Annotated in this window: 15 protein-coding genes; 11 read left to right on the forward strand and 4 right to left on the reverse strand. The window is 45.8% G+C overall.

Features of this window, described 5'->3' with window-relative positions:
• Positions 1 to 91: 91 nt before the first annotated feature.
• Entirely contained in the window at positions 92 to 1,330 is a 1,239-nt protein-coding gene (locus tag AACQ79_RS11650) for a DEAD/DEAH box helicase (RefSeq protein ID WP_026028635.1), read from the reverse strand.
• A 324-nt stretch (positions 1,331 to 1,654) separates the two neighbouring features.
• Here AACQ79_RS11650 and AACQ79_RS11655 point away from each other — a divergent pair, with 324 nt between their 5' ends.
• Positions 1,655 to 2,428 carry a hypothetical protein gene (locus AACQ79_RS11655; protein ID WP_170899125.1) on the forward strand — a complete coding sequence of 258 codons (774 nt, stop codon included), beginning with the start codon at positions 1,655 to 1,657 and terminating at the stop codon, positions 2,426 to 2,428.
• Positions 2,429 to 2,475: 47 nt separating this feature from the next.
• On the opposite strand, the gene AACQ79_RS11660 is transcribed toward AACQ79_RS11655, so the two are convergent.
• On the reverse strand, positions 2,476 to 3,843 hold the full coding sequence (locus AACQ79_RS11660) for an L-serine ammonia-lyase (protein WP_029189727.1): 1,368 nt from the start codon (positions 3,841 to 3,843) through the stop codon (positions 2,476 to 2,478).
• A 122-nt stretch (positions 3,844 to 3,965) separates the two neighbouring features.
• Between AACQ79_RS11660 and AACQ79_RS11665 the strand changes: the two genes are divergently transcribed.
• The 7 genes from AACQ79_RS11665 (at position 3,966) to AACQ79_RS11695 (ending at position 12,782) form a co-directional block, all read left to right on the forward strand.
• Positions 3,966 to 5,435 carry a protein adenylyltransferase SelO family protein gene (locus tag AACQ79_RS11665; RefSeq protein WP_170899126.1) on the forward strand — a complete coding sequence of 490 codons (1,470 nt, stop codon included), beginning with the start codon at positions 3,966 to 3,968 and terminating at the stop codon, positions 5,433 to 5,435.
• A 117-nt stretch (positions 5,436 to 5,552) separates the two neighbouring features.
• Positions 5,553 to 6,281, forward strand: a complete 729-nt coding sequence (locus AACQ79_RS11670; protein WP_026028047.1) for a response regulator — start codon at positions 5,553 to 5,555, stop codon at positions 6,279 to 6,281.
• A gap of 2 nt (positions 6,282 to 6,283) precedes the next feature.
• Entirely contained in the window at positions 6,284 to 7,738 is a 1,455-nt protein-coding gene (locus AACQ79_RS11675; RefSeq protein ID WP_170899127.1) for an ATP-binding protein, read from the forward strand.
• A gap of 147 nt (positions 7,739 to 7,885) precedes the next feature.
• Positions 7,886 to 9,139 carry an ABC transporter substrate-binding protein gene (locus tag AACQ79_RS11680; protein ID WP_026027514.1) on the forward strand — a complete coding sequence of 418 codons (1,254 nt, stop codon included), beginning with the start codon at positions 7,886 to 7,888 and terminating at the stop codon, positions 9,137 to 9,139.
• A gap of 462 nt (positions 9,140 to 9,601) precedes the next feature.
• The gene (locus tag AACQ79_RS11685) at positions 9,602 to 10,597 is read left to right on the forward strand and encodes a TRAP transporter substrate-binding protein (protein ID WP_094133676.1); all 996 of its coding nucleotides are present in this window, start codon (positions 9,602 to 9,604) and stop codon (positions 10,595 to 10,597) included.
• Between the two features lie 133 nt (positions 10,598 to 10,730).
• Positions 10,731 to 11,417 carry a TRAP transporter small permease gene (locus AACQ79_RS11690; protein WP_026028632.1) on the forward strand — a complete coding sequence of 229 codons (687 nt, stop codon included), beginning with the start codon at positions 10,731 to 10,733 and terminating at the stop codon, positions 11,415 to 11,417.
• A 3-nt stretch (positions 11,418 to 11,420) separates the two neighbouring features.
• Positions 11,421 to 12,782, forward strand: coding sequence for a TRAP transporter large permease (locus tag AACQ79_RS11695; RefSeq protein ID WP_013857190.1), 1,362 nt, complete (start codon positions 11,421 to 11,423; stop codon positions 12,780 to 12,782).
• 49 nt (positions 12,783 to 12,831) lie between these two features.
• Here AACQ79_RS11695 and AACQ79_RS11700 read toward each other — a convergent pair whose 3' ends face one another.
• Together AACQ79_RS11700 and AACQ79_RS11705 are read right to left on the reverse strand one after the other, a co-directional pair.
• Entirely contained in the window at positions 12,832 to 14,172 is a 1,341-nt protein-coding gene (locus AACQ79_RS11700; protein ID WP_170899128.1) for a sigma-54-dependent transcriptional regulator, read from the reverse strand.
• Between the two features lie 49 nt (positions 14,173 to 14,221).
• The gene (locus AACQ79_RS11705; RefSeq protein WP_170899129.1) at positions 14,222 to 16,009 is read right to left on the reverse strand and encodes an ATP-binding protein; all 1,788 of its coding nucleotides are present in this window, start codon (positions 16,007 to 16,009) and stop codon (positions 14,222 to 14,224) included.
• A 581-nt stretch (positions 16,010 to 16,590) separates the two neighbouring features.
• Here AACQ79_RS11705 and tig point away from each other — a divergent pair.
• The 3 genes from tig to clpX all read left to right on the forward strand — a co-directional run bounded on the left by tig (position 16,591) and on the right by clpX (position 19,988).
• Complete coding sequence (tig, locus tag AACQ79_RS11710; RefSeq protein ID WP_013857186.1) at positions 16,591 to 17,892, forward strand: trigger factor; 1,302 nt, start codon at positions 16,591 to 16,593, stop codon at positions 17,890 to 17,892.
• A 105-nt stretch (positions 17,893 to 17,997) separates the two neighbouring features.
• Positions 17,998 to 18,624 carry an ATP-dependent Clp endopeptidase proteolytic subunit ClpP gene (gene clpP / locus AACQ79_RS11715; RefSeq protein WP_010317461.1) on the forward strand — a complete coding sequence of 209 codons (627 nt, stop codon included), beginning with the start codon at positions 17,998 to 18,000 and terminating at the stop codon, positions 18,622 to 18,624.
• A gap of 83 nt (positions 18,625 to 18,707) precedes the next feature.
• Positions 18,708 to 19,988, forward strand: a complete 1,281-nt coding sequence (clpX, locus tag AACQ79_RS11720; RefSeq protein WP_013857185.1) for an ATP-dependent protease ATP-binding subunit ClpX — start codon at positions 18,708 to 18,710, stop codon at positions 19,986 to 19,988.
• The last annotated feature ends 71 nt before the right edge of the window (positions 19,989 to 20,059 follow it).

Here is a 20,059-nt window from a genome sequence, read left to right on the forward strand (position 1 = left end):
TAGAGAGAAAGAAGGCGTAAAAGTGTGATGCGGGAATGGTTTAGTCAACAAAATCCCACCGGGCGGTGGGATTTGTAAAGAAGCATTATGCTTATGAGCGTTTTTCTTGTTTAGGGCGAGGGCTACGACGCGGTGCACTTGAGTGCTCGTTATCACGTTTTTTCAAGTGGTAATTTAAAATGGAAATAGGCACGTCTTTTTTCGGTGTGAAACCTTCAATTTCTTTACGCACAAGCAAATGTCCTAAGCGGCTTTCAATCATGCACAAGTTTTTAAAATCATCGCGTGATACGAGAGAAATTGCTTCGCCGGTTGCACCAGCACGACCTGTTCGTCCAATACGGTGAATGTAGTTCTCCGCAGGATAAGGCAAGTCGTAATTCACCACTCTTTCTAAGTTGTCAATATCAATACCGCGCGCGGCAACGCCCGTTGCAATCAAAAATTGCAGTTTACCTGCTTTGAAATCGGCTAATAATTTTTCACGAACTTCTTGGCTACGGCCACTGTGAAACGCCTCTGCCGCAATGCCCCGCTTTTCCAGTTGGCTCGCCAGCTTTGCCGCACCGTGTTTGGTTTCGATGAAAATCATCGCCTGTTGCCATTGGTTTTCAGTAATCAAATGGCTCAGTAGTGCAGATTTTTGATCTTTATCGACAGTGATAATCCACTGCTCAATTTGATTTGGCGTGCGGTTGTAACCAGCGACATCAATTTCAATCGGATCATTAATGGCTGATTTGGCCAACTCGCGCACTGGGCGAGAAAGGGTCGCCGAAAACAGCAAGTTCTGACGGTTTAGTGGCAGGCGATCAACAATTTTATTGATGTCTTCAATGAAACCCATGTCGAGCATGCGGTCAGCTTCATCCATCACCAACACTTCAAGCTCATCAAAATGAACGGCGCGTTGGCCATACATATCAAGCAAGCGCCCCGGCGTGGCGATCAAAATATCCACCCCTTCAATCAAGCGTTGTTTTTGTTTTTGCGAATCGACACCGCCGTACATCGCAAGGCAGGTTAAGGGCAGATACTTTGCGTATTGAGTGACGTTCTCTTCCACTTGCAGAGCCAGTTCGCGCGTGGGCGCTAAAATTAATGCGCGAACACGTTTGGCGCGCTGAGTTGTTCCTTGACTAAGCATCTGCAAAATGGGCAGTACAAAGCTAGCGGTTTTACCCGTGCCGGTTTGCGCTGCCGCAATGACATTTTTACCCGTCAAAATGGCTGGGATTGCCTGTTCTTGAATCGGTGTTGGGGCAGAATAGCCGAGTTCGTGAACGGCTTTTAAGATTGGATCGCTCAATCCTAGGTTGGAAAATGGCATGCGGGCTCTCAGAGTTAAAAAGTCAAAACAGTTAGCAAGCGATGGCTTTCTCATCGTAAGGCGCTACGCCCTAATACTTTGAGTGCAACTCATCGCAAATTCGGCGCATTCTAGCATGAACTCTTCAAATGCGGTGAGATACCTCAGTGTCAGCGCTTGTCTCTTTATTCAGAATAGCGCCTCGTTGCCGAGTCGCTATTCTGAGATACCAATAAGATTGTTATCAATGAGTGCAGGGAGTTGGATTGGCATCACAGAGCTTTTAGAACAAGTGGGATCTATTTTCGATATATTAACCTTACTTATTTGTCAGGGAATAGATTCATGGAATATCAGCAGCTACCGATTCAGTATACTGTGGTGAGTGCGTTAAAATTAGTCCAAAAAAATTGGCTGACTCTCATGCTGCAATCTTCACCTTTTTTGGTGGTGAATCTCTATTTCACGATTGGTGTTGTTGACTTTGATGATCCACAACGGTTGTTCACATTAACGAATGTGATTGTTTATGTGCTTTATACGATAACGGCGGCGATGGCGACAGTGCGCTTGCATCGTTTGGTTCTGCTGGGTGAAAAATCTTGCCGTTTGAGCACGATTTTTTATTTAAGTTCGCGTGAATTGCGCTTTATTGGATGGTGGGCTGCTTTAGGCGCTATGCTGTTTGCCATTTTAATCATACCCATGTTTATCATTGGCTCGCTGGCAAATATAGTGACTATGCCAATGTGGTTAATCCAGCTTTGTACCTATGCCGCAATGCTGCCTATTGGCTGGTTTATCTCCCGCTGGTCATTAGTTTTGCCAGCAACAGCACTAGATCATCAACCTAGAGGTTTGAGTGTCGCGTGGCAAATGTCAAAGCCTCATGCCAAAGCACTATTTGTGCTGATAGGTGTGATCCCCATGCTTATCAACGCACTACTACAGCCTTTGTTTAATCTGCATTTTCTGCCATTGACATTACTATTGTCACTCGTCTGGTTAGTGGTTTGTGCGGTTGAGATTTGTGTGTTGTCGCTCAGCTTTCAGTGGATTGTGCAGCGAGAAGCGATTACTCAGAACCAAGAGTTACGCATTCCTGAATTTACCGCTTAAACAAGCCCTGTATTCACACAGGGCTTGATGAGGATGGAACGGTATTACTATTCACAAGGTGGTGATAGGTGGATTAACGCTAAGCCGCCTAACGAGGTTTCACGATATTTCCGATTCATATCTTTCCCCGTCTGGTACATGGTCTCAATCACTTTATCTAGAGAAATTAAGCATTTGCTGGTCCGTTTTAGGGCCATGCGTGAAGCGTTAATCGCTTTCACGGCTCCCATTGCATTGCGTTCGATGCAAGGGACTTGAACTAAGCCACCCATTGGGTCGCATGTCATACCCAATGAATGCTCCATGGCAATTTCAGCCGCCATGCAAATTTGTTCGTTGCTGCCACCTCTTAGCGCGGTCAACCCTGCCGCCGCCATTGAGGAAGAGACTCCAATCTCCCCTTGACAGCCTACTTCGGCCCCCGAAATAGAAGCATTGGTTTTGTATAAAATACCAATAGCGCCAGCCACGGCGAGGAAATCTTTCAACTGCTTAGTGTCAAGCTCTCGGATAAAGCGGTGGTAATACATTAATACGGCGGGTATCACTCCTGCCGCGCCATTGGTTGGTGAGGTGACCACTTGCCCTCCCGCTGCATTTTCTTCACTGACCGCGAAAGCAAACAGGTTAATCCAGTCCATGATCTCCATTGGGTCACTTTCAATCGCCGCGTTAGCTTCCAGCTTTTTGAGCAGTGCTGGTGCGCGGCGCGTGACATGCAACCCACCTTCGAGAATGCCTTCCGTTTCAAAGCCGCGCTGCATGCAGAGCGACATCACTTTCCAGATTTGATCGGCTTTGTGGTTAATCGTTTCAAGGTCATGAAATGCTATTTCATTGCGCAAAACGAGACTGCCTAAACTTAAGCCATGTTTTTCGGCTTTAAAGAGTAATTCATCAGCAGAAGTAAAAGGAAATTCGACCTCCACGGGTGCATTTGCACTACCGTGTTCCAACTCTTTGGCGGTAGCAACAAAACCGCCTCCCACCGAGTAGTAAGTTTCAAAGGCTAACGTTTCTCCTTGCGCTCCAAAAGCGGTAATCGTCATACCATTTTCATGTAAGGGAAGATTAGTATTTTGGAAGAGGAGGTCAGTTTTTAGCTGGAATGGAATGAGCTTTTTTCCCGCTAAATTAAGCTCACCGTGTTCAATAGCATGCGCTAGCGCTTGATTGGCGCTGGTGATTTTGATGGTGTCAGGCTTATTGCCCAGCAGACCTAATATCACGGCGCGATCAGTGTGGTGGCCACGTCCTGTAAGTGATAATGAACCGTAAAGGTCAATCTGCACTCTTGCCACTTGCGTTAAATCAGCAATGATTTGGCTAAATTGATAGCCCGCAATCATTGGCCCATTGGTGTGTGAGCTAGAAGGGCCCACACCAATTTTAAAAATATCAAAAATGGATAACATCGACTTCACCTTGAATGTGACCTGTAATAGGTGACAACTTTGCCTAATAATACCCTAGTCTAGAGCTCAAGTATTTGCTAACGTGCAAAAGTCTAACCAAAACCATATTATGAGGACTTCGCATGTCGATTTGGGATCAAGTAACACTGCACACTCGCTATGGTGAATTACCCTCGGTTTTTTATTCTCAAGTGAACCCAGCGCCTTTAGACAATGTGCGTTGGGTTGCTTGGAATGCCTCACTGGCTGGCGATTTGTCTTTACCAACACAACCTAATGATGAGCTACTGCACAGCCTGTCTGGCCAAGTTATTCCCACGCAATTTAAGCCATTAGCGATGAAATACGCGGGCCATCAATTTGGTATTTATAACCCTGATTTAGGTGATGGCCGTGGGTTACTGTTGGCCGAAATCGAGAGTAAAACGGGTGAAGTGTATGATCTGCATTTGAAAGGTGCAGGGCTTACGCCTTATTCGCGTATGGGGGATGGCCGCGCCGTACTGCGCTCCACTATTCGCGAATACTTGTGTAGTGAGGCGATGGCGGGTCTTGGGATTGCGACCACAAGAGCGTTGGCGATGATGAGCAGTGATACGCCCGTTTATCGAGAAAAACAAGAGCGAGGTGCGCTGCTGGTACGTGTAGCGCAGAGCCATATTCGCTTTGGCCATTTTGAACATTTTTTCTATACCAACCAATTAGCAGAGCAAAAGCAACTGGCTGATAAAGTGATTGAGTGGCATTACCCTGATTGCCTTACACAAGAAAAACCTTATGCGGCCATGTTTAGTCACATTGTTGAGCGTACTGCTAAGATGATTGCCGATTGGCAAGCGGTTGGATTTGCCCATGGTGTGATGAATACCGACAACATGTCTATCCTCGGTCAAACCTTTGACTACGGTCCTTTTGCTTTTCTCGACGATTATGAACCGACTTATATTGGCAATCACTCCGATTATCAAGGCCGCTACGCGTTTGATCAGCAGCCGCGTGTGGCGTTGTGGAACCTGTCCGCTTTAGCGCATGCATTGTCACCGTTAGTGGAAAGAAGCGATCTGGAAGAGGCACTCGCTCAGTTTGAAGCGCAGCTCGGCCGTTATTTTAGCCAGCAAATGCGTCGTAAATTGGGGTTGTTGACCTCTCTGCCCGGTGATTCGGTGTTGTTTGAGCAAATGTTTGAGTTATTAACCAAAAATCACACCGATTACACTCGCTTTTTCCGGCAACTATCCAACTTTGATCGAGAAGGAAAGCAACCTGTATTGAATCTCTTCATTGACCGCGCTGCCGCTCAGTCTTGGCTTGAACAGTATCTGGCTCGTTGTGAGCGAGAAATCGACAGTTCGGGGAACGCGATTTCGATTGAGCAGCGCTGCGCAGAGATGAGAAAAGTGAATCCGAAATATATTTTGCGTAATTATTTGGCTCAACAAGCGATCGATAAAGCAGAACAGGGTGATTACCAACAAGTGCACCAATTAGCACAATTGTTAGCCAACCCTTATGCTGAGCAGCCAGAAAAGAGTCATTTTGCCCAGCTTCCTCCTGAATGGGGGAAAAAAATGGAAATCAGTTGTTCCTCATAAGTAACGCATTTTGTGATCTCTATCTAGACAGAATTCAAACTTTACATAAATATCAATAATCAAAAAAATGACCTATAGCTACACTAGGCCGATCAGTTGAAAATATGGATAGTGGACATGCAGGCAAGAACGCGCATTCTAGTCGTGGATGATGACGAAGAGATTCGGCAATTATTAGATGAGTACTTGACGAAGTCTGGTTTTGATATCGTCACCACCGCGGATGGCATCGAGCTATTAGCCTATTTGGAACGCAACAGTTATCCCGATCTTATTTTGTTGGATGTGATGATGCCCGGAGACGATGGTTTTACTTTATGCCAAAAAATCCGTCGTCATTCGAACGTTCCTATCATTATGTTGACCGCGGTTTCTGATGAAACTGACCAAATCATTGGTTTAGAAATTGGCGCGGATGATTATGTGGCGAAACCTTTTAACCCGCGTCAGTTAATGGCGCGCATCAAGGCTTTGCTGCGCCGGGTACAAGTCAATGATGAAAAAACAACCGATGCGTTGCCCAAACAAATTACGTTTGGTGATTGGCAGCTCGATACCTTGTCACACCGAATTACACATCTAGAGCGTGCCGATGAGCATGACTTGTCGGGCAGTGATTTTGCACTACTGATGCTGTTTTTAACCCGGCCTAAGGAAGTGCTTGATCGCGATACCATCTCATTTGCTACTCGTGGACGTGAAGCGCTCCCTTTTGAGCGAGGTATCGACGTGCAACTTAGCCGTTTACGTCAGCGATTGGGTGATAGTGCAAAATATCCTCACTACATTAAAACTATGCGTGGCAACGGCTATATTCTGGCCGTTCCGGTCAGTTACGGCCATTAAAAATGACGCTAAGACGTCTCTTTTCACGCTTAAAACCCAACTCTCTTGTCTCACGAACACTGCTGCTGACTTTGTTGGCGGTGGTGATAGCGCAGGGCATTGCAACGGCGATTTGGTACAGCCAATCTAAACAAAAAGAGTTGGAAGGGATCAGTTCCGTTTCTTCTAGCATGGCAGGTATGTTTGCTTCCACCGTGACCTTTTTTCAATCACTGCCCGTCAAATATCGGCATATCGTGCTGGATCAAATTCGCAATATGGGGGGAACCCGTTTTTTTGTCTCATTCAATAAAGAGCCATTGACTGTGGAGCCGATTATCGATACGCCGCTCAAGCGAGCTTCAGTCGATGCAGTGAGGGAAGTGTTGCAACAAAAGCTCAATAACGTTGAGAGTATTCAAGTTGAATTTACCAAACCAGAACATTTGCGGTTACTAAAAAACGATATTTTTCTCAGCGACTTACCTAAGTCGTGGGCCTACCATACACTCACACTTGAACCGCTAAACCCGCCAGTGCTGGTGGTACAAATCGAACTATCAAGCCATGAATGGGTTTACGTGGCGGCGCTACTTCCCGCCCCATACGTGAAACTGGATGACACTCTATTAAGAAAAGAGCAGATCTTATTTCTCTTTTTTTCCACCACTATTTTGTTAGCGTTGACCTACTTGCTTATGCGCCGCCAAGTTCGGCCACTGAGAAATTTAGCCAAAGCGGCGAATGAGATGAGTATGGATATTGCCCAGCGTCCCTTGCGTGAAGAGGGGGCGACAGAATTGATCACGGCGACCCGCGCATTCAATCGTATGCAGCAACGAATTCGACGTTACGTGGCCGATAGAGAGCATCTGTTTTCTGCCATCTCTCATGATTTAAAAACACCCATCACCCGCTTACGCCTAAGGGCTGAATTGCTCGAAAGCGATGTTAAGCGCGAAAAATTTAACCGCGATCTCGATGAGCTAGAGATGATGGTTAAAGGGGCATTGCAGTGCGTGCGAGATACCGATTTACACGAAAATAACAGCAGTATTGATCTCAATGAGATGATTCAGATGATTGCTGAAGGGTACAACTTAACTCGCCAAGTGGTCCATTTTTCGCCTACACAGCTTGAACCGATAATCGCTAAGCCTCTAGCTATTCAACGAGTATTGACAAACTTGATTGGCAATGGCGTGAAGTATGGTCAGCAAGTGTGGGTGAAGTTGGAAGAAAATCCAGAGTGGGTGGTTATCACCATTCAAGACCAAGGCCCGGGGATCCCGATAGATAAATTAGAAGCGGTCTTTGAGCCCTATTTTCGCCTTGCCGATGATGACCAAGGCCACGGTCTTGGCCTTGGAATATGCCGAAGTATTTTACATGGACACGGCGGAGATCTCATTTTACGCAATCCAGCTCATGGTGGTCTGGAAGCACAAGTCTTTATCCCACCTACCTTAGCGGTGTAGTGTAACGCTTTCGTTACGTTAAAATTACGGTTTGTTTCAACGAAAAAAATTTTCTTTGATTAGACTAGTAGGTAAACGATCAGCACTTTAATGGTTAATAAAAGTTTGCGAATCAGGTTTGCCGAATCAAAACCAAGGAAGATGATGATGAAATTTCATAACACTCTGCTTGCTTTATCTTTCCTCTCTGTCTCTTTCATCCCTTCGACTCACGCTGGTGAAGTGGAAGTACTCCATTGGTGGACTTCCGGTGGTGAAGCCAAGTCGATAGCTGTGCTCACCGAAATGTTGGAGCAGCAAGGCCATAGTTGGAAAGATTTCGCTGTCGCAGGTGGTGGTGGTGAAAGTGCCATGACGGTATTGAAAACGCGCGCGGTGTCGGGTAACCCACCGTCGGCGGCTCAAATTAAAGGACACGATATTCAAGAATGGGCGGGGCTTGGTTTTCTCACGAACCTTAATGACGTAGCCAAACAGGGTGGTTGGGATGAAGTCGTACCACCGATGATCACCAATGTCATGAAGTGGAATGGCCAGTATGTGGCCGTGCCAGTTAACGTGCATCGCGTCAACTGGTTGTGGGTTAACCCTGCGGTACTGGCTAAAGTGGGTGCTAAAGTGCCAACTACGTTAGACGAGTTTTTTGTTGCGGGCGATAAGATCAAAGCCGCGGGTTATGTGCCACTGGCGCACGGTGGTCAACCTTGGCAAGACGCGACGGTTTTTGAAACGGTGGCGTTGAGCGTTCTTGGCTCACAAGATTACGTGAAAGCATTTGTTGAGCTTGATATGGCTGTGCTCGCGGGCGACAAAATGGTTGACGTGTTCAGCCAGTTTAAAAAAGTTCATGACTACATTGATGTTAACTCTCCAGGCCGTGATTGGAACGTTGCGACTTCAATGGTGATAAATGGTGAAGCGGCGATGCAGATCATGGGCGACTGGGCAAAAGGGGAGTTTACCGCAGCGGGCAAAGTTGCGGGTAAAGATTACCTGTGCGTGGCCGCGCCAGGTACGGCCGATCAATTTATCCATAATGTCGATAGTTTTGTCTTTTTTGAGCTAACTGATGCAGACAATAAGCAGGCGCAAAAAGCGCTAGCCGCCACGATCCTAGATCCTAAATTCCAAGAGGTATTTAACCTCAACAAAGGCTCGATCCCGGTACGCACAGATATGAATATGTCAAAATTTGACCAGTGCGCGTTGGACTCAATGGCGGCCTTTAAAGCGACGGCTAAGTCCAACAACCTTGTGCCCAGTATTGCCCATGGTATGTCGACAACCAGCTATGCCCAAGGCGCGATTTTTGATGTCGTAACGAACTTCTTCAATGATCCAAAAGCGGATCCAAAACAAGCAGCACAAAAACTAGCGAAAGCGGTGAAAGCTGCGATGTAGCCCTAACCCCCAGAGTGGGTAGGTTTTTTAGCCTGCCTGCTCACCCTCTTCTTTTTTGTAGCACACCACTTTCAGTGTGCTACTAACATAATCTGTCGGTTCTAACCAATTAGCGCGCTCTCCGATAAAGAGCTCGGGGGGAGTGCCCAAACTAGGCTTGCTGTTTGGGCGGAGGGTGCGCTTCCTTCCTGTTTCACATTTTTTTGTCATTCTCATCGCCGCCCTTTGATGGATTTAGCTGGGTGTCATTTCCCACCCAAAATTCATATTCCTTGGGTCATTTTCTACCCATTTTTGCTTTCTATCATAAGATTCTATGGGTTGTTGTTAACTGAATAGCTGGTGACACCTTATGGTTACTGGCTTGTTAATGGAATGTGTCATGTTGGCTTGTTAATTGCCTTATAGAAAACAACCAGCACCCATTGATGGGGCTGATATATTCAATCAAGGAGAATAATAATGTTAAAGCCACTGACTTTGCTGACCGCTTCCATTCTTGCTGTAACCAGTTTTAATGCGGCCGCAAATTGCGACCCCGGCGAAATCGTCATTAAGTTTAGCCACGTCACGAATACAGATAAGCACCCTAAAGGCATTGCGGCTTCGCTGCTTGAAGAGCGTGTTAATAAGGAGATGAATGGTAAGGCTTGCCTACAAGTTTTCCCTAATTCAACCTTATACGATGACGACAAAGTATTGGAAGCCATGCTCAACGGCGATGTGCAGCTAGCGGCGCCTTCATTATCAAAATTTGAAAAATTCACCAAAAAATTCCGTATTTTTGACCTGCCATTCCTATTTGAGGATGTGGACGCAGTTGACCGTTTCCAAAGCTCGGCTGACGGTGAAAAACTAAAGAATTCAATGAAACGTCGTGGTGTGAAAGGGTTGGAGTTTTGGCATAACGGTATGAAACAGATGTCAGCCAATAAACCTCTACTCGTTCCAGCGGATGCAAAAGGATTAAAGTTCCGCGTGCAAGCATCTGATGTACTGGTGGCTCAGTTTGAGCAGCTTGGTGCAAACCCGCAAAAAATGTCTTTTGCAGAAGTGTATGGCGGTTTGCAAACTAAAGTTATTGATGGTCAAGAAAATACATGGTCCAACATTTACGGTAAGAAATTCTTTGAAGTGCAAGATGGCATTACCGAAACCGATCACGGCATTTTGGACTACCTAGTGGTGACGTCAACCAAGTGGTGGGACAGCCTACCAGCCGACGTGCGTGACCAGTTCGCGACCATTTTAAAAGAAGTCACTGAAGCACGTAATGCGGAATCAAATAAAGTCGAGCTCCAAAATAGACAATACGTGTTGGAAGCCGGAGGCGTGATCCGCACTCTCACACCTGAACAGCGCCAGCAATGGGTTACAACGCTGAAGCCTGTGTGGCAGAAATTTGAAAAAGACATCGGTTCAGATTTGATTGAGGCAGCGCTGGCTTCAAACAAATAATCAGCCTCCAACCCCACCTTGCGTGGTGGGGTTGGACTCAACGCGTTTATTGCTCGTCTCATTGATAACTAACCTGAAGCCGTGCGGTGACCTTGAGTCAATTCCGATAATTACTATGAGAGCGATGTATCACATGGAACACTCTTTTTTCTCTAAAGTCGGCCGATTTACCGATGCGATTGAAGAAATGCTGATTGCATTCTTCTTGGGCTCGATGACCTTATTAACGTTCGTTAACGTTGTTTATCGCTATGTTTTTAACGGCAACATTTTATGGGCATTGGAATTAACCGTGTTCATGTTTGCATGGATGGTACTGGTTGGTGCGTCCTATGGGGTAAAGAAACACTTTCACATCGGAGTTGATGTGGTCATTAACATGGTGCCTGCAACCATGCGAAAAGTGTCTGCACTGGTCGCGGTGGCTTGTTGTTTAACCTTTTCTATTTTACTGCTCATCGGTTCGTGGAATTACTGGTATCCGTTTGCGACTGAGCGTGCTTGGTATGAAACCGACGATATTCCTATGCCGGAAATGCTGCAATTTCTCTCCGATTGGCTCAATGAAGGGGAGCGCTATGAAAAAATGCCGCGCTTTATTCCATACATGGCATTGCCTATCGGAATGGGATTACTCACTTTTCGCTTTTTACAAATCGCCTATCAAATTCTCAGCGGTAAGTTAGACAGAATGATTTCTGGCCATGAAGCCGAGGAAGATCTTGAAGCGCTGAAAGCGGAAATGGCTCAAGTGAGCGAGACCATGTTAGAGCCGAACCGCGAAGCGACCCCGCCTATTGATTCTCGCAAGGAGCGTTAATTCATGGATATTTTACTGCTGTTTGTTATGGTCATCGGCTTTATGTTAGTCGGTGTACCCATTGCTATCTCGCTCGGATTATCCAGCGTTCTGTTCCTACTTTGGCACTCCGATACTTCTTTAGCGTCAGTGGCTCAAACCTTGTTTAATGCTTTTGAAGGCCATTACACTTTGCTTGCGATTCCATTTTTTATTTTGGCTTCCAGCTTTATGTCAACCGGAGGTGTGGCAAAACGCATTATCCGTTTCGCTATCGCTATGGTGGGTTGGTTTCGAGGAGGGCTTGCGATTGCTTCGGTAGTGGCCTGTATGATGTTTGCAGCGCTGTCAGGTTCTTCACCGGCGACAGTGGTGGCGATCGGCAGTATTGTTATTGCCGGAATGGTTAAAAATGGCTACAGCAAAGAGTTTGCCGCTGGGGTTATTTGTAATGCTGGCACACTGGGCATCTTGATCCCACCTTCGATTGTAATGGTCGTGTACGCCGCTGCCACTGATGTATCGGTAGGGCGCATGTTTTTAGGCGGTGTGATCCCAGGTTTATTAGCGGGTTTGATGCTGATTGTTGCTATCTACATTTTTGCACGAATTAAAAACCTGCCGAAACAACCTTTTGTGGGTTGGAAAGAAGCGATCTTCGCCGCCAAAGATGCCAGCTGGGGTTTGTTGCTGGTGGTGATCATTCTCGGCGGGATTTACGGTGGTATCTTTACGCCAACCGAAGCGGCTGCGGTGGCAGCGGTATACGCTTTCTTGATTGCCAATTTTGTTTACAAAGATATGGGGCCGTTCGCCGACAAAGAAAATACCAAACCTGCCTTGGTCAAAATCGTGCAAGCCTTTTTCCATAAAGATACGCAAGCGACTTTGTTTGACGCTGGTAAACTGACCATCATGCTGCTGTTTATCATCGCCAATGCATTGATATTGAAACATGTTCTGACCGAAGAGCGCATTCCGCAAATTATTGCTGAATCGATGCTTTCCGCCGGTCTCGGGCCTATAACATTTTTGATTGTAGTCAACATATTACTGCTACTTGGTGGTCAGTTTATGGAGCCATCAGGGCTGCTGATCATTGTTGCTCCATTGGTCTTCCCCATCGCCATCGCACTCGGTATTGACCCCATTCACCTTGGGATCATGATGGTGGTGAACATGGAAATAGGGATGATCACACCGCCCGTCGGGTTAAACTTGTTTGTCACCGCAGGGGTTGCCAAAATGTCGATGATGAATGTGGTGAAAGCGGCGCTACCGTGGGTGGCGATTATGTTCCTATTTTTGATGATTGTGACCTACGTGCCTTGGATTTCCACTTGGTTACCAACCACCTTAATGGGGCCGGAAATCATCACTAAGTAACCAAAATGCTGACCTGAAATTTCTATGGCTGCGGCATGTTATTAGAGCTCTATATTTTATAGAGCTCTTTGTCTAATCCGTAACGCTGCATTTTGTCGTACAACGTTTTACGCGGTACGTTGAGCCTTTCCATTGTTTCATTGATACGCCCACCACACTCAATCAATGCTTGTTCAATCACTGATTTTTCAAATTCGGCCACTTGTTCGACTAAATGGGTGGGTAACTTTTGTGATGGCTCGCTGTCGCCTAACTGAGCCAGTTTCCCCAATAGCACATAGCGCTCTGCGGCGTTGCGTAGTTCGCGCACGTTTCCCGGCCAGTCATGGCTGATTAAGCGCTGCATTTCAGGTTGAGAGAGTGCGGTTGCCGCTTTACCGTAACGAGCCGCGGCCACTAACAAAAAGTGATGGAAAAGGGCAGGAATATCCTCTTTACGTTGGCGAAGTGGTGGAATATCTAATGTGACAATGTTTAAGCGATAGTAGAGATCTTGACGAAAGGTTCCTGCTTGAGCTGCTTGCTTTAAATCGACTTTTGTTGCGGCGATGACTCGAATATCCAGAGGAATCAAGGTATTGGACCCAACTCGTTCAATGACTCTTTCTTGCAATACGCGTAATAAACGAATTTGTGCCTGCATCGGCATTGATTCAATCTCGTCCAGAAATAAGGTGCCGCCTTGTGCGTGTTCAAATTTACCAATGCGTTTGGTTTCAGCGCCAGTAAAGGCGCCTTTTTCATGGCCGTAAAGTTCACTTTCTATCAAATTTTCAGGCACTGCGCCGCAGTTCAGTGCGACGAAATTGAGCTCGCGGCGAGAACTCTGCTCATGTAACGATCGAGCAACCAGCTCTTTTCCTGTACCAGTTTCGCCAAACAGTAGAATATCAGCCTGAGTGTCGGCGACATGAGTGATGGTGTCCCTTAACGCTTGGATGTTGCCAGTATTACCGATAATGCGTGGTCCAAGAGTTTGGCTCGCTTTTAAGCTGCGTTTTAGCTGCTGATTTTCTAACGTTAAGTGGCGTTTTTCTATCGCGCGGTGGATGGTTTCTATCAAGCGTTCAGTAGCAAAAGGTTTTTCGATAAAATCGTATGCGCCATCGTGCATCGCTTGTACGGCCATCGAAATATCGCCATGTCCTGTGATCAAAATAACAGGGACCTCAGCATCTTGATGATGAATCGAGTTGAGTAAGCTCTGGCCACTGAGGCCAGGTAAGCAAATATCGCTCACCACCACAAGAGGCAGCCCGTCGGCTTTGGCCGCCAGTAAGGCTTCTTCCGTACTGGAAAATAACCGCGCTGTGAGGTCGGCGAGCTCGAAACTTTGCGCAATGGCGATACGGATATCCGCCTCATCATCGATAAAAAATACATCACACATTGGTTGTCCTTAACTGCTTTTTATCTTTAAACCATACTTTGTCTGTAAATCACGAGCTTGGCGTAACGATCGGTAGAGAGACTGAAAATCGCGCCCCACACTGCGGTGAACTGGCCATCGTTAACTCACCGTCCATGCTTTGTATTATCTGCTGTGAAATCGACAAGCCTAAGCCTAAGCCATTTTTTTTCGTGGTGAAAAACGGTTCGAAAAGATGGGCTATTTTTTCTTGTGTAATTCCCGGGCCGTTATCATCAATATGGATCAACACTTGAGAGGCCTTGCACTGAGTGCTCAAACGAACACATTTTTGATGTTGTTCCTCAAGGGCCTGCATCGCGTTGGTTAGCAAGTTAATCAAGACTTGTTCTAGTTGGATTGGATTGACACGCACCCAAAGATCCATCGCGGGTAATTCCATTTCAAACTGAATCAAATTCGATTTAAATTGCGGTTGCATCAACTCTTTTGTCGACAAAATAATCGGTAATAATTGCGCGTTCACTTTCTCATCGGTGTTACTTTTTCGCGCAAACGATTTGAGCTGTTCACTGATTTTAGCCATGCGTTCGGTGAGCGCTGAAATGCGAGTCAAGTTGTCATCGGTCCGTTCCGGCTTACCATTGGCTAAAAAACGCCGCCCATTGTCGGCAAAACTGCGGATAGCGGCCAGTGGATTATTCAGCTCGTGACTAATACTGGCGGACATTTGCCCAAGCACAGCCAGTTTCGCTGCTTGAATCAATTCATCTTGAGTTTGGCGTAACATGCTCTCTGTTTTACTTCGCTCCGCAATTTCCGCGTGCAGTGCAGAGGTTCGCTCCATCACCAGAAACTCTAATTTTTGTTTTGCTTCAGACTGTAACTGTTCGATTTGGCGCTGTTTAAGTTGGCGGTGATGAACCAGTAATAGCCCTAAGTAGACGATGGCAAACAGCATGCTGTTGATCAGAGTAAATCCAAAGCTATCCCAGAAAATGTTTATTTTGGGCGATAAAACCCGAATGTTTAGCCCGATACTGGGCAGCGGTTTGGTTGAAACGATGAAATCGCCTTTAATCCAAGTTTGATAAGGATTTTCCCATTCGGCAACGGATGCGCTGAAATCGCCGATCAATCCGAGTGAGCGAATGGAGGTATCAAGATATTGGCGGCTATTTTGAACCGCAATTCGATCGCTCTCGCTCAGCATGGCAACACTTTTAAACAGCCACTCCGGTTGGCTGGACATGAAAATAATGTTGTTGCTGTCGGTGGCGACAAAATAGCTTTGTTTGCTCTGCCAGTTTTCCTCAATCGCGGAAAGGTCCATCTTCACTACCACTACGCCAATGACATCTGCGGCATAAACGATAGGGTAGGAGTAGTAATATCCTCGTTGCCCCGATGTTGATCCTAACGCAAAATATTGGCTCTCTTGCCCAGTTATGGCCGTTTTAAAGTAAGGCCGCCAAGCGAAGTTTCGGCCAATAAATGAGTGAGTGAGGTGCCAGTTACTTGCTGCGATCGTGTCGCCATATTGGTCGATGAGGTAGGTGTCAGCGGCTTGAATCACTTCATTGACCTGTTCTAAATAGCGATTAGTGATTTCAATTTGGGCGCTATTGCTGGGGCTGTGTAAAGCGTCAATGAGTTCTTTATCTTTGGCTAGCAATCTTGGGATATGTGCATATTTATCAAGTTTTGTGGTGATGTGGCTAGAGAATCGCTCTAGCTGAGCTTGATGTTCAATCAATAAACTTTGGTAGTTGTGCCGCCAAACAAAATGCGCCCCAGCCGCGGTAGACAAAAGGAATAACGTTACAAAAATAAGGTTTACTCGGCGAATATGTAGCATCCTTTCTCCATGTTCAGCGGCGCGACAAGGGCAGTTCTTTTGCGAGAGATATTCATTTTTGCAAGTGATAATGCTCCCAGCATTGACTCATAATTCTACTGGTTTTCCTTTGGGTGATGTTTAAAAAGAGCGCAATTGTGGGGTGCAAAACAGGAGCAAGATCTCTTTTTACGCTTTTGGGGTAAAAAAAGCCTCGATTCCCTTGAAAAAGCCTTTATTGTCCCCATTTCAAAACTGTGCTTTTTCACGTTGGTGGAATTTTTAGCACTTAGAAAGCAATTTAGGGTACGGAATCATCTCTCTGCGGTGATTGGCTCGACAGCACTGATTCTGGTCGGTAGAATGTCGCGTCTAAATTTTCTGTCCTGAGACTAATCAGAGATACCTTTTGTGATGCATTAGAGTCTCTAAAGATATCGCTTATTAGTCCAATATTGGGTCTTTTGGCCAATGTTGATGCTGGTTTTAATATAAGTGTTCGGATAGAGCACAACACAAGGATGCAGCCAAGCACAAGGCATCGCCTAAGTTGCGGCTCATATTGCTCAGAAATACTGGGCCAGTTTTGAGGTTTATAAATAATGCAAGTTACTGTTGAAACGCTAGAAGGCCTAGAGCGCCGTCTGAATATTACTGTTCCTGCTGCTAACATCGAAGATGCAGTTACAAAAGAGCTACGCAATATCGCTAAGAATCGTCGTTTCGATGGTTTCCGCAAAGGCAAAGTGCCTTTGAAAATGGTTGCGCAAATGTACGGTAAAGCGGTACGTCAAGACGTCATGGGCGAAGTGATGCAACGCCACTTCATTGAAGCTATCGTAAAAGAGAAAATCAACCCAGCAGGTGCACCAACATTCGCACCAGTTTCTATCGAAGAAGGCCAAGACCTTGTTTTCAATGCAACTTTTGAAGTATATCCAGAAGTTGAGTTAAAAGGTCTAGAAAACATCACTGTTGAAAAACCAGCGGTTGAAGTGAAGGAAGAAGACGTTGCTGAGATGCTAGAAACGTTACGCAAGCAACAAGCAACGTGGAAAGAAGTAGACGCAGCTGCGGAAGCGGGTTCGCGCGCGACGATCGATTTCGTTGGTTCTATTGATGGCGTTGAGTTTGAAGGCGGTAAAGCTGAAAACTTCCCTCTAGAAATGGGTGCAGGTCGCATGATCCCTGGTTTTGAAGACGGTATCGTTGGCAAAACCAAAGGTATGGAATTTGAAATCGACGTTAACTTCCCTGAAGATTACCACGCGGAAAATCTAAAAGGTAAAGCGGCGAAATTCGCAATTAAAATCAACAAAGTTGAAGTGCGTGAATTACCAGAGTTAAACGACGAGTTCGTTGCCAAATTCGGTGTCGCTGAAGGTGGCGTTGAAGCGCTGAAAGCTGAAGTTCGCAAGAATATGGAACGTGAACTTAAGCAAGCAGTAAAAAACCGCATTAAAGAGCAAGCGATTGAAGGTCTAGTAAAAGAGAACGATATCAATGTTCCTTCTGCACTGATCGATCAAGAGATCGACGTACTGCGTCAACAAGCTGCACAACGCTTTGGCGGTAACCCAGAAGCGGCCGCTCAACTACCACGTGAATTGTTCGAAGAACAAGCAAAACGTCGCGTAGTGGTTGGCCTACTTCTTGGTGAAGTGATCAAGTCTGAAGAGCTAAAAGCTGACGAAGATAAAGTGAAAGCATTGATCGAAGAGATGGCAACAGCGTACGAAGATCCAGCTGAAGTAATGGCATACTATTCTCAAAATCAGCAAATGATGAACAACATGCGTAACCTTGCTCTAGAAGAGCAAGCAATCGACGCGATCATTGCTAAAGCACAGGTTTCTGAAAAGGCTGTTAGCTTCAATGAGCTAATGAACCAGCAACCTGCTTAATAAGCAATATGTAGCGTAGGTGGTTGACTACAGGTTAACTATTCTGCTAACAATGGTCCGTGTGATACCCATCATTCGGGCCATTTATTTTAGGGACATAACAATATGAGCTACCAAGAAAAAAACGCAATGTCGCCAATTTTTGACGCGCTAGTACCCATGGTGGTTGAGCAGACTTCCCGCGGTGAGCGCTCATACGATATTTATTCTCGCCTACTCAAAGAACGAGTGATTTTCTTAACGGGTCAAGTTGAAGATCACATGGCTAACCTTGTTGTAGCGCAGCTGTTGTTTTTAGAATCGGAAAACCCTGATAAAGATATTTTCCTCTACATCAACTCGCCAGGAGGTAGTGTGACTGCTGGTATGTCAATTTATGACACCATGCAGTTCATCAAGCCGAATGTTAGCACTGTTTGTATGGGCCAAGCTTGTTCAATGGGAGCATTCCTATTGGCTGGTGGCGCTCCGGGGAAACGTTATGTGTTGCCTAACTCACGCGTGATGATTCATCAGCCGTTAGGTGGTTTCCAAGGCCAAGCTTCGGATATCCAGATCCATGCTCAAGAGATCCTTACCATCAAGCAAAAACTCAACAAATTGCTTGCTGAGCATACAGGCCAACCGCTTGAAGTTATCGAGCGTGATACCGACCGTGATAACTTTATGTCTGCTGACCAAGCTGTGGAATACGGTTTAGTCGATGCAGTCTTGCGTCACCGCGGCGAATAACAGTTCTCAGAATTGTTTAACGCATTTTGGCGTAATTTGAGTTACACTCAGACGATTAAAAGTAAAGGCTAAGAGGTTAGCGAATGACAGACAAAAGCAAAGAGAGCGGTAGTAGTAAACTGTTGTATTGCTCTTTCTGTGGCAAAAGCCAGCACGAAGTTCGCAAGCTGATCGCCGGTCCTTCTGTTTACATCTGTGATGAATGCGTTGATTTATGTAACGACATCATTCGTGAAGAGATTAAGGATGTTCTGCCAAAAAAGGAATCTGAGGCGTTACCTACGCCGCATAAGATCCGTGAACATCTTGATGACTATGTGATTGGCCAGGAACATGCAAAAAAAGTGCTCGCAGTGGCCGTATATAATCACTACAAGCGTTTACGAAACGGTGATAAAACGAGCGATGGGGTTGAGTTAGGTAAGAGTAATATTCTTCTTATTGGCCCAACAGGTAGTGGTAAAACACTGCTTGCAGAAACATTAGCTCGTTTCCTAGACGTACCTTTCACAATGGCAGACGCCACCACATTAACTGAAGCAGGTTATGTCGGCGAAGATGTTGAAAACATCATCCAAAAGCTGCTGCAAAAATGTGATTATGACGTTGCAAAAGCGGAACGTGGTATCGTCTACATCGATGAAATTGATAAGATTTCTCGTAAAGCAGAAAATCCTTCAATTACCCGAGATGTCTCAGGTGAAGGGGTTCAGCAAGCGCTGTTGAAATTGGTGGAAGGCACTATCGCTTCGGTTCCGCCGCAAGGTGGCCGTAAGCATCCACAACAAGAGTTTTTACAGGTAGACACATCCAAAATCCTCTTTATCTGTGGTGGTGCATTTGCGGGCCTAGATAAAGTGATTGAACAACGTGTTGCGACAGGTTCAGGTATTGGCTTTGGTGCGGAAGTTCGCTCTAAAGATGAAACCAAAACTATCGGTGAGTTGTTCAATCAAGTAGAGCCTGAAGATTTGGTAAAATATGGGTTGATCCCTGAATTTATCGGTCGTCTTCCCGTAACGGCTACCTTGACAGAGCTGGATGAAGAAGCACTGATTCAAATCCTGTGTGAGCCGAAAAACGCGCTGACGAAACAGTACGCAGCCTTGTTTGAGTTAGAGAACGTTGACCTAGAGTTTCGTGAAGACGCATTGCGCGCCATTGCAAAAAAAGCAATGAACCGCAAAACGGGCGCACGTGGTTTACGCTCAATATTGGAAGGTGTACTACTCGAAACCATGTATGAACTGCCATCGGTAAACGATGTCAGCAAAGTGGTTATCGATGAATCAGTTATTAATGGTGAATCACAACCGCTACTAATTTACAGCGGAAATGAGAGCCAAGCGGCTGGCGCAGAGTAAATCTCAATCAGAAATATTTAAAGGAGGTAGCAAATACCTCCTTTTTTTTATTCTGTTATTGAATCCAGTGA

It is taken from the genome of Vibrio sp. 3-2(1), from assembly GCF_963887575.1.
Lineage (GTDB): Bacteria > Pseudomonadota > Gammaproteobacteria > Enterobacterales > Vibrionaceae > Vibrio > Vibrio anguillarum.

Coding starts and splice junctions, on each gene's coding strand:
- AACQ79_RS11650 (WP_026028635.1), bottom strand. CDS start 1,330: ATGCCATTTTCCAACCTAGGATTGAGCGATCCAATCTTAAAAGCCGTT.
- AACQ79_RS11655 (WP_170899125.1), top strand. CDS start 1,655: ATGGAATATCAGCAGCTACCGATTCAGTATACTGTGGTGAGTGCGTTA.
- AACQ79_RS11660 (WP_029189727.1), bottom strand. CDS start 3,843: ATGTTATCCATTTTTGATATTTTTAAAATTGGTGTGGGCCCTTCTAGC.
- AACQ79_RS11665 (WP_170899126.1), top strand. CDS start 3,966: ATGTCGATTTGGGATCAAGTAACACTGCACACTCGCTATGGTGAATTA.
- AACQ79_RS11670 (WP_026028047.1), top strand. CDS start 5,553: ATGCAGGCAAGAACGCGCATTCTAGTCGTGGATGATGACGAAGAGATT.
- AACQ79_RS11675 (WP_170899127.1), top strand. CDS start 6,284: ATGACGCTAAGACGTCTCTTTTCACGCTTAAAACCCAACTCTCTTGTC.
- AACQ79_RS11680 (WP_026027514.1), top strand. CDS start 7,886: ATGAAATTTCATAACACTCTGCTTGCTTTATCTTTCCTCTCTGTCTCT.
- AACQ79_RS11685 (WP_094133676.1), top strand. CDS start 9,602: ATGTTAAAGCCACTGACTTTGCTGACCGCTTCCATTCTTGCTGTAACC.
- AACQ79_RS11690 (WP_026028632.1), top strand. CDS start 10,731: ATGGAACACTCTTTTTTCTCTAAAGTCGGCCGATTTACCGATGCGATT.
- AACQ79_RS11695 (WP_013857190.1), top strand. CDS start 11,421: ATGGATATTTTACTGCTGTTTGTTATGGTCATCGGCTTTATGTTAGTC.
- AACQ79_RS11700 (WP_170899128.1), bottom strand. CDS start 14,172: ATGTGTGATGTATTTTTTATCGATGATGAGGCGGATATCCGTATCGCC.
- AACQ79_RS11705 (WP_170899129.1), bottom strand. CDS start 16,009: ATGCTACATATTCGCCGAGTAAACCTTATTTTTGTAACGTTATTCCTT.
- tig (WP_013857186.1), top strand. CDS start 16,591: ATGCAAGTTACTGTTGAAACGCTAGAAGGCCTAGAGCGCCGTCTGAAT.
- clpP (WP_010317461.1), top strand. CDS start 17,998: ATGAGCTACCAAGAAAAAAACGCAATGTCGCCAATTTTTGACGCGCTA.
- clpX (WP_013857185.1), top strand. CDS start 18,708: ATGACAGACAAAAGCAAAGAGAGCGGTAGTAGTAAACTGTTGTATTGC.